The following is a 9603-nucleotide window of genomic DNA, read 5'->3' on the forward strand; positions in this document are numbered from 1 at the left end:
CTCGTCCCAGACGACAGGTACCGGCCTCCGAAGCGCGACACCGATATCCGAGTGAACGGTCATGCATGGCCGTGTATGGTCATGCATCGTGAGCGCAGCGCAGACGTGGACGGTCGGGGTCACCGGCGCCACCGGGTACGCGGGAGGCGAGGTGTGCCGGCTGCTGGCCGGGCACCCGAATCTCCGGCTGGCCGGGGTGCACGCCAACTCGAGCGCCGGCCGACGCCTGGGCGAGCTGCAGCCCCACCTGCTCCCGTTCGCCGAGCTGACCGTCCAGCCCAGCGACGCGGCGGCCCTCGCCGGCTACGACGTCGTCGTCCTGGCCCTGCCGCACGGCGAGTCGGCCGCGATCGCCGACCAGCTGCCGGCCGAGACCCTGGTCATCGACTGCGGCGCCGACCACCGGCTGAACGACCCCGCCGCCTGGGCCCGCTGGTACGGCGGCGTGCACTCCGGCACCTGGCCCTACGGCCTGCCCGAGCTGCCCGGCCAGCGGGAGCAGCTGTCCGGCGCCACGCGGATCGCCGTCCCCGGGTGCTACCCGACGTCGGTCACCCTCGCGCTCGCGCCGGCGCTGGCCGCCGGGCTGGTGGAGCCCGACGTCGTGGTGGTCGCCGCCAGCGGCACCAGCGGGGCCGGCAAGGCGCCGAAGCCGCACCTGCTCGGCAGCGAGGTCATGGGCGCGGCGAGCGCCTACGGCGTCGGGGGAGCGCACCGGCACACGCCCGAGATGATCCAGGGGCTGTCGCAGGCGGCGGGCGCCCCGGTGACCGTCAGCTTCACCCCGACCCTGGTGCCGATGAGCCGGGGCATCCTCGCCACCTGCTCGGCGACGCTGCGGCCGGGGGTCGACGCCGACGCCGCCCGCGCCGCCTACGCGACGGCCTACGCCGACGAGCCGTTCGTCCACCTGCTGCCCGAGGGCCAGTGGCCGACCACGGCGCAGGTGCTGGGGGCGAACACCGTCGCGCTGCAGGTGGCGGTCGACGCCGACGCGAACCGGCTGGTCGTCGTCGCCGCCGTCGACAACCTCACCAAGGGCACCGGGGGAGCGGCGATCCAGTGCGCCAACCTCGCCCTGGGCCTGCCCGAGACCACCGGACTTCCCCTGGTTGGAGTAGCACCGTGACCGTCACCGCCCCGAACGGCTTCTCCGCCGCCGGCGTCGCCGCCGGGCTCAAGTCCTCCGGCGACCCCGACGTCGCCGTCGTCCTCAACCACGGTCCGGACGACGCCGCCGCGGCCGTCTTCACCACCAACCGCTTCCCGGCCGCGCCGGTGCTGTGGAGTCGCCAGGTGCTGGCCGGCGAGCGGGCGCGCGCGGTCGTCCTCAACTCCGGCGGGGCCAACGCCTGCACCGGTCCCGAGGGCTTCCAGGACACCCACGCCACCGCCGAGCACGCGGCCGTCGAGCTGGGCCTCGGCGCGATCGACGTGGCCGTGGCCAGCACCGGCCTGATCGGCACGCGGCTGCCCATGGACCGGCTGACCGCCGGGGTCAGCGCCGCGGCGCAGGCCCTGAGCGAGGACGGCGGGGCCGACGCCGCCCGCGCCATCATGACCACCGACAGCGTCCCGAAGACGACCGTGCAGGAGCGGGACGGCTGGAGCATCGGCGGGATGGCCAAGGGCGCCGGCATGCTCGCCCCGTCGCTGGCCACGATGCTCGTCGTCCTCACCACCGACGCCGTCGTCCCGGCCTCGGTGCTCTCGTCCGCGCTGAAGCAGGCGACGAGCCTGTCCTTCGAGCGGGTCGACTCCGACGGGTGCCTGTCCACCAACGACACGGTCCTGGTCATGTCGAGCGGGGCGAGCGGCGTCACACCGAGCGTGGAGGAGTTCACCGAGGCGCTCACCGCCGCGGCGACGGACCTCGCCATGCAGCTGCTCGCCGACGCCGAGGGCTCCACCAAGGACATCGCGATCACCGTCCGCAACGCAGCCAGCGTCGAGGACGCGCTCACCGCTGGCCGGGCCTGCGCCCGCAACAACCTGCTCAAGACGGCGCTGTTCGGCAACGACCCGAACTGGGGCCGGGTGCTCGCGGCCATCGGCACCACCGACGCAGCGTTCGAGCCCGACCAGGTGGACGTGACCATCAACGGGGTCACCGTGTGCCGCGGCGGCGCGATCGGCGACCCGCGCGAGGGCGTCGACCTGACCGGCCGGGAGATCACCATCGACGTCGACCTCCGGGCCGGCGACGAGACGGCGACCATCTGGACCAACGACCTGTCGATCGCCTACGTCCACGAGAACTCGGCCTACTCCACATGAGCGAGCACCAGCACCCCGAACCCCAGGACCCCGCCCCCCAGGACCCGACGCCCCCCGACGTCCGGATCGACGAGCCCGTCCCCCCACCGCGGCCGAGGACCGTCGGCACCCGCCGGGTCATGCGGCGCAAGGACCCCGAGGGCGACGCCGCCAAGGTCGCCGTGCTCACCGGTGCGCTGCCGTGGCTCAAGGAGTTCCACGGCAACGTCGTCGTCATCAAGTACGGCGGCCACGCGATGGTCGACGACGAGTGCCGCCGGGCCTTCGCCGAGGACATGGTCTTCCTGCGGACCTGCGGCATCCTGCCGGTCGTCGTCCACGGCGGCGGTCCGCAGATCAGCGCCATGCTCGCCAAGCTCGGCATCGCCAGCGAGTTCCGCGGCGGCCTGCGGGTGACCACCCCCGAGACGATCGACGTCGTCCGCATGGTGCTCACCGGCCAGGTGGGCCCCGACATCGTCGGGCTGATCAACCAGCACGGCCCGCTGGCGGTGCACCTCTCCGGCGAGGACGGCGGCCTGTTCACCGCGCAGCGGACCACCGCGGTCGTGGAGGGCGAGCCGGTGGACATCGGGCTGGTCGGGGACATCGTCGCGGTCGACGCCACCCCGGTCACCGCGCTGCTCGACGCCGGCCACATCCCGGTCGTGGCCAGCGTCGCCCCCGACGCCGGCGGCGTCGTGCACAACGTCAACGCGGACACCGCGGCGGCGGCGCTGGCCGCGGCGCTGGGCGCGGTCAAGCTCGTGGTGCTCACCGACGTGGAGGGCCTCTACGCCGACTGGCCCGACCGCGACTCGCTGGTCCAGCAGATCGACGCCCGGGAACTGGCCGAGATCCTGCCCACGCTGGACGCCGGGATGATCCCGAAGATGGCCGCCTGCCTGCGGGCGGTCGAGGGCGGGGTGAAGCGGGCGACCGTCGTCGACGGCCGGACGCCGCACGCCCTGCTCCTGGAGACGTTCACCACCGAAGGCACCGGGACGATGGTCGTCCCGGCGAAGGACCAGAAGGAGGGCACAGCATGACGACGCACACCGAGGAGCTGGCCCGCCGCTGGTCGGCCGTGATGATGAACAACTACAAGGCGCCGCCGGTCGCGCTCGACTCCGGTTCCGGGGCGACCGTCACCGACCTCGACGGGCGCGAGTACACCGACCTGCTCGGCGGCATCGCGACGACGATCCTCGGCCACGCCCACCCCAAGGTGGTCGAGGCGATCACCACCCAGGCGGCGAAGCTGGGCCACGTCTCGAACCTGGCGATGCACGAGCCGGGCGTCCTGCTGGCCGAGCGGCTGCTCGAGCTCGCCGGCCGGCCCGGGCGGGTCTTCTTCTGCAACTCCGGCGCCGAGGCCAACGAGGCGGCGTTCAAGCTCAGCCGGCTCACCGGCCGCCCAGGGGTGATCACGGCCGAGGGCGCCTTCCACGGCCGGACGATGGGCGCGCTGGCGCTCACCGGACAGCCGTCCAAGGCCGCCGCGTTCGCGCCGCTGCCCGGAGGCGTCCAGTACGTGCCCTACGGGGACGAGGCCGCGCTGACCGGCGCCGTCTCCGCGGACACCGCCATGGTCCTGCTCGAGCCGATGCTGGGTGAGGGGGGCGTGCTGCCGGCGCCGGCCGGCTATCTCGCCGCCGCGGCGTCCGCGGCGTCGGGCGCCGGCGCGCTGTTCGCCGTCGACGAGGTGCAGACCGGCATCGGCCGGACCGGCCACTGGTTCGCGCACCAGGCCGACGGGCTGCGCCCCGACGTCATCACGCTGGCCAAGGCGCTCGGCGGCGGTCTGCCGATCGGCGCGATGCTCGCCTTCGGCGAGGCCGCGGACCTGCTGACGGCGGGCTCGCACGGCTCCACCTTCGGCGGGAACCCGATCGCCGCCGCCGCCGCGCTGGCGGTGCTGGACACCATCCGCGACGAGGGGCTGCTGGAGCGGGCCAAGGAGCTCGAGCACCGGTTCACCACCGGCATCGAGGGGCTCGGCCACGCCGGGATCAGCGGCGTCCGGGGGAGGGGTGCGCTGCTCGGCGTCGTCCTCACCGCCGACGTCGCCGCGCAGCTGGAGACCACCCTGCGGGCCGCCGGTTTCCTCACCAACGCCGTCGCGCCCGGCGTCCTGCGCCTCGCCCCGCCCCTCGTCCTCACCGACGCGCAGGTCGACGCCTTCGTCGCGGCCCTGCCCGCCGCCCTCGACACGGCTCTCCAGGAGAACGACCAGTGACCCGGCACTTCCTCAAGGACGACGACCTCACGCCCGAGGAACAGGCGGAGGTGCTGGCGCTGGCCGCCTCGCTCAAGGCGAGCCGGCACACGGCCGACGCACCGACCCCGCTGCGCACCCCGAACGGCACGCCGCAGGCGGTGGCGGTGCTCTTCGACAAGCCCTCGACCCGCACCCGGGTGTCCTTCTCCGTGGGGGTGGCCGAGCTCGGCGGCTACCCGCTGGTCATCGACGCCGGCAGCAGCCAGCTGGGCCGCGGCGAGCCGATCGAGGACACCGCCCGGGTGCTCGACCGGCAGGCCGCCGCCATCGTGTGGCGCACCTTCGGCCAGGACCGGATCGAGGCGATGGCATCGGTCAGCCGGGTGCCGGTGGTCAACGCCCTCACCGACACCTACCACCCGTGCCAGATCCTCGCGGACCTGCAGACGGTGATCGAGCACAAGGGCTCGCTGGCCGGGCGGTCGATGACCTACCTGGGCGACGGCGCCAACAACATGGCGCACTCCTACCTGCTCGGCGGCGCCACGGCCGGGATGCACGTGCGGATCGGGTCGCCGGAGTCCTACCGGCCCGACCCGGCCGTGCTGGAGCGGGCCGCGACGATCGCGGCGGCCACCGGCGGCTCGGTGGGCTGGACCGCCGACGCCGATGCCGCCGCGGACGGCGCCGACGTGCTGGTCACCGACACCTGGGTCTCCATGGGCCAGGAGGGGGAGTACGACACCCGCGTCGCCCCCTTCCTGCCCTACGCCGTCGACGAGGCCGCGCTCGGGCGGGCCGCCGACGACGCCGTCGTGCTGCACTGCCTGCCGGCCTACCGCGGCAAGGAGATCGCCGCCGAGGTGATCGACGGCCCGCAGAGCGCGGTCTGGGACGAGGCGGAGAACCGGCTGCACGCCCAGAAGGCCCTGCTCGTCTGGCTGCTGGAGAAGAACTCGTGACGGCCGGCCACCCGGTGCGCCGCCGACGTCCTGGGCCGCGGTCGGTATGACCCAGGCGCTCACGCGGTCGGCCCGGCAGGCCCGCATCCGCCAGCTGATCGAGGCCCAGCCGGTGACCTCGCAGACCCAGCTGGCCGCGCTGCTGGCGGAGTCGGGCATCGAGGTCACCCAGGCCACCCTCTCCCGGGACCTGGAGGAGCTCGGCGCGGTCAAGATGCGCGGCTCCGACGGCGCCCCGGCGTCCTACGTGCTGCCGCCGGAGAACGCCCCGCTGCGCCCCGCCCAGACGGCGCCCGCGCGGCTGACCCGGCTGCTGGCCGACCTGCTCACCAGCGCCGAGGGCAGCGCGAACCTCGCCGTCCTGCGCACACCGCCCGGCGCCGCGCAGTTCCTGGCCTCGGCGCTGGACAAGGTGGGCCTCCCCGATGTCCTGGGCACGATCGCGGGGGACGACACTCTGCTGGTCGTCTCCCGCGACCCCGACGGCGGGCCGGCCCTGGCCGACCGGCTGCGGGCGCTCGCGCAGCGCACCCCCGCCGTCTACCCCGAACTGAGCGCCGACCTGGAAGAGGAACCCGGCACGTGAGCAGCAGCGCACCTGGATCGCAGACCCGGCTCTGGGGCGGACGCTTCGGCGGCGGCCCGTCGCCGGCGATGGCCGCGCTGAGCAAGTCCACCCACTTCGACTGGCAGCTGGCGCCCTTCGACCTGGCCGGCTCGCGGGCCCACGCCCGCGTCCTGCACCGCGCCGGCCTGCTGGCCGACGACGAGCTCGACCAGATGATCGGGGCCCTGCGCGAGCTCTCCGCGGAGGTCGCCGCCGGCACCTTCACCGCGATCGACTCCGACGAGGACGTGCACGAGGCCCTGGAGCGCGGTCTCACCGAGAAGCTCGGCGCGCTGGGCGGCAAGCTGCGCGCCGGCCGCAGCCGCAACGACCAGATCGCCACCGACCTGCGGCTCTACCTGCGCCACCACGTGCGGGCGCTGGTCGGCGAGCTCTCCTCGCTCGAGTTCGCCCTGGTGGGCCTGGCCGAGCGGTACCAGGACGTCCCGGCGCCGGGGATGACCCACCTGCAGCACGCCCAGCCGGTGCTCATCGCCCACCAGCTGCTGGCACACGCCCACTCGATCGCCCGCGACGTCGACCGGCTGGTCGACTGGGACAAGCGGGCCGCGGTGAGCCCCTACGGTTCCGGTGCGCTGGCCGGCTCGTCGCTGCCGCTGGACCCCGACGCGGTCGCCGCCGAGCTCGGCTTCGACCGGGCCTCGGACAACTCCATCGACGGGGTCAGCGACCGCGACTTCGCGGCGGAGTTCTGCTTCGTCGCCGCCCTGCTCGGCGTCCACCTCTCCCGGCTGGGGGAGGAGGTCGTGCTCTGGACCTCGACGGAGTTCGGCTGGGCGCGTCTCGACGACGCCTGGGCGACCGGGTCGTCGATCATGCCGCAGAAGAAGAACCCCGACATCGCCGAGCTCGCGCGTGGCAAGTCCGGCCGGTTCGTCGGCAACCTGACCGGCCTGCTCACCATGCTCAAGGGCCTGCCGCTGGCCTACGACCGTGACCTGCAGGAGGACAAGGAGCCGGTCTTCGACTCCATGGAGCAGCTGCTCCTCCTGCTCCCCGCCGTCACCGGGATGATCGCGACGCTCACCCTCCGCCCCGAGGTGCTCGAGGCCGCCGCGCCGCAGGGCTTCGCGCTCGCGACCGACGTCGCCGAGTGGCTGGTCCGGCAGGGCGTGCCCTTCCGCTCGGCGCACGAGATCAGCGGCGCGATGGTCGCCTTCTGCGAGGAGGCCGGGCTGGAGCTCGACCAGCTCGACGACGACCAGCTGGCCGGCATCGACGAGCGGCTGACGCCGGACGTGCGCTCGGTGCTCTCCGTGCGCGGCGCGCTGGCCGCGCGCAGCACCCGCGGGGGGACCGCGCCGGAGCGGGTCGCCGAGCAGATCGCCTCGCTCACGGACCTGGCGGCCGCGCACGGCCGCTGGGCGTCGTCTTCGCCGGTGGCGCCGGTCCTCTGATCGTGCCGTCGTCCGACGCCCCGGGGCCCGGGCCGCTCGTCCGCGCCGACGAGCTGCTCGGGCCGGTCGACGTCGTGGCCCCGGCTCTCCTCGGGTGCTGGGTGGTGACCGACCGGCCGGAGGGCCGGGTCGCGCTCCGGCTCACCGAGGTCGAGGCCTACTCCGGGCAGGGGGAGGACCCTGCCTCGCACGCCCACGCGGGGCCGACCCCGCGCGCCGAGATCATGTTCGGCCCGCCCGGCCGGCTCTACGTGTACTTCAGCTACGGCGTGCACTGGTGCGCCAACGTCGTCGTCGGGCCGGAAGGCCGTGGCTCGGCGGTGCTCATGCGGGCCGGCGAGGTGGTCGTGGGGGAGGAGCTGGCGCGGTCGCGCCGTCCCGCCGCCCGGGTCGCCAGGGACCTGGCGCGGGGGCCGGCCCGGCTCACCCAGGCGCTGGGCATCGGCCCCGAGGACCGAGGGAGGGACCTGCTCGACGCCGCCGGCCCCGTCCGGCTGCACCACGGCGGCCCCCCGTCCGCCGTGTCGGCCGGTCCGCGGGTCGGCATCAGCAAGGCCGTAGAGCTGCCGTGGCGGTTCTGGGAGACCGGCGCCCCGTCGGTGAGCGTGTTCCGGGCGGGCGGGAAGCCGCGGCGCAGGAGCGCCGGGCAGGATGGGCTCCCGTGACCCCCTCAACCGAGCCCGGAGTGATCGACGAGCTGCACCGCCGCGGGCTGATCGCCCAGAGCACCGACGAGGCCGCGCTGCGCGCCCATCTCGCCGAGGGGCCGGTCGCGTACTACGCGGGCTTCGACCCGACCGCGCAGAGCCTGCACGTCGGGCACCTGCTCCAGTTCATGGTCCTGCGCGCGCTCCAGCGGGCCGGTCACCAGCCCGTCGTCCTCGTCGGCGGCGCCACCGGCCTGATCGGGGACCCACGGCCGTCGTCCGAGCGCCAGCTCAACGACCGCGACACCGTCGCCACCTGGGTCCAGCGCATCCGCGAGCAGGTCGCGCCGTTCCTGGACGTGCCGGCCCAGAGCGCGGGCCTCAAGAGCCCGGTCTACGTGAACAACCTGGACTGGACGGCGCCCGTCTCGGCGATCGACTTCCTCCGCGAGCTCGGGAAGCACTTCCGGGTCGGCAAGATGCTGGCCAAGGAGGCGGTCTCCGCGAGGCTGAACTCCGAGGCCGGCATCAGCTACACGGAGTTCAGCTACCAGATCCTGCAGGCCAACGACTTCCGCGAGCTGCACCGCCGGCACGGGGTGACGCTGCAGACCGGCGGGTCCGACCAGTGGGGCAACCTGACGGCGGGGATCGACCTCGTGCGCCGCACCGAGGGCGCAACCGTCCACGCGCTGTCCACCCCGCTGGTGACGAAGTCCGACGGCACCAAGTTCGGGAAGTCCGAGGGCGGCGCCGTCTGGCTCGACCCGGCGCTCACGTCCCCGTACGCCTTCTTCCAGTTCTGGCTGAACGCCGATGACGCCGACGCCCGCATGTGGCTGCCCCTCTACTCCGAGCGCCCGGCCGAGGAGCTCGAGGCGCTGGTGGCCGAGAGCCTGGAGCGCCCGGCCGCCCGGACCGCGCAGCGTGCGCTCGCCGAGGAGCTGACCCTGCTCGTGCACGGCCCCGACCAGCTGCGCCAGGCGGAGGCGGCCGGCCGGGCGTTGTTCGGCCGGGAGGACCTCGCCTCGCTCGACGCCGCGACCCTGACGGCCGCGCTCGAGGAGGCCGGGGCCATCACGGTGGACGGCGACGTGCCCACCGTCGCGCAGCTGCTGCAGCAGACCGGCCTGGTCGCCAGCCTCTCCGAGGCCCGGCGCACGGTGAAGGAGGGCGGCGCCTACCTCAACAACGAGCGGGTGACCGACGCGGAGGCCGTGCCCCCGGCGGATGCGTGGCTGGCCGGCGGGTGGCTGGTCCTGCGGCGCGGGCGGCGCGCCATCGCCGGCGTCCGCCGGGGCGCCTGACCGCCCCGTCGCCCGGATGACCAGCAGGTTTCGGGGGTGTGGCTGGGGAGTGTCGGCCGTCACGGAGGGGCGGGTTGCACGGGGCCGCGGGGGGCGTGTAACTTTCTCTTTGCGCCGCGCGGCCCGGAAGGGCCGCCGGACCAGCCCCCGCTAGACGGGCTGCTGGAAACCGGCGTAGAGTTGGA

Annotated in this window: 9 protein-coding genes; all 9 read left to right on the plus strand. The window is 74.5% G+C overall.

Annotated elements, in window-relative coordinates; all coding sequences use genetic code 11:
* Positions 1–88 precede the first annotated feature (88 nt).
* From argC to tyrS, 9 genes are read left to right on the plus strand one after another with little or no spacing between them, the layout of a single operon-like run.
* Positions 89–1129: an N-acetyl-gamma-glutamyl-phosphate reductase gene (gene argC / locus ACI79T_RS19850; RefSeq protein WP_456611810.1), complete on the plus strand. Its 1041-nt coding sequence runs from the start codon at positions 89–91 to the stop codon at positions 1127–1129.
* Positions 1126–2277: a bifunctional glutamate N-acetyltransferase/amino-acid acetyltransferase ArgJ gene (argJ, locus tag ACI79T_RS19855; RefSeq protein ID WP_456611811.1), complete on the plus strand. Its 1152-nt coding sequence runs from the start codon at positions 1126–1128 to the stop codon at positions 2275–2277. Before argC ends, argJ begins: the two co-directional genes overlap by 4 nt.
* On the plus strand, positions 2274–3305 hold the full coding sequence (gene argB, locus ACI79T_RS19860; RefSeq protein WP_456611812.1) for an acetylglutamate kinase: 1032 nt from the start codon (positions 2274–2276) through the stop codon (positions 3303–3305). Before argJ ends, argB begins: the two co-directional genes overlap by 4 nt.
* Entirely contained in the window at positions 3302–4495 is a 1194-nt protein-coding gene (locus tag ACI79T_RS19865) for an acetylornithine transaminase (RefSeq protein WP_456611813.1), read from the plus strand. The genes argB and ACI79T_RS19865 overlap by 4 nt, the downstream gene beginning before the upstream one ends.
* On the plus strand, positions 4492–5439 hold the full coding sequence (gene argF / locus ACI79T_RS19870) for an ornithine carbamoyltransferase (RefSeq protein WP_456611814.1): 948 nt from the start codon (positions 4492–4494) through the stop codon (positions 5437–5439). The genes ACI79T_RS19865 and argF overlap by 4 nt, the downstream gene beginning before the upstream one ends.
* A gap of 46 nt (positions 5440–5485) precedes the next feature.
* On the plus strand, positions 5486–6025 hold the full coding sequence (locus ACI79T_RS19875) for an arginine repressor (protein WP_456611815.1): 540 nt from the start codon (positions 5486–5488) through the stop codon (positions 6023–6025).
* Positions 6022–7464: an argininosuccinate lyase gene (gene argH, locus ACI79T_RS19880; RefSeq protein WP_456611816.1), complete on the plus strand. Its 1443-nt coding sequence runs from the start codon at positions 6022–6024 to the stop codon at positions 7462–7464. Before ACI79T_RS19875 ends, argH begins: the two co-directional genes overlap by 4 nt.
* Positions 7465–7466: 2 nt before the next feature.
* Positions 7467–8129 carry a DNA-3-methyladenine glycosylase gene (locus ACI79T_RS19885; RefSeq protein WP_456611817.1) on the plus strand — a complete coding sequence of 221 codons (663 nt, stop codon included), beginning with the start codon at positions 7467–7469 and terminating at the stop codon, positions 8127–8129.
* Entirely contained in the window at positions 8126–9418 is a 1293-nt protein-coding gene (gene tyrS, locus ACI79T_RS19890; RefSeq protein ID WP_456611818.1) for a tyrosine--tRNA ligase, read from the plus strand. The genes ACI79T_RS19885 and tyrS overlap by 4 nt, the downstream gene beginning before the upstream one ends.
* The last annotated feature ends 185 nt before the right edge of the window (positions 9419–9603 follow it).

Source organism: Blastococcus sp. SYSU DS0619, from assembly GCF_054051035.1.

Bases quoted from the DNA above. Each gene is read 5' to 3' on its own strand.
- argB (WP_456611812.1), top strand. From the start codon at position 2,274: ATGAGCGAGCACCAGCACCCCGAACCCCAGGACCCCGCCCCCCAGGAC.
- ACI79T_RS19865 (WP_456611813.1), top strand. From the start codon at position 3,302: ATGACGACGCACACCGAGGAGCTGGCCCGCCGCTGGTCGGCCGTGATG.
- ACI79T_RS19875 (WP_456611815.1), top strand. From the start codon at position 5,486: ATGACCCAGGCGCTCACGCGGTCGGCCCGGCAGGCCCGCATCCGCCAG.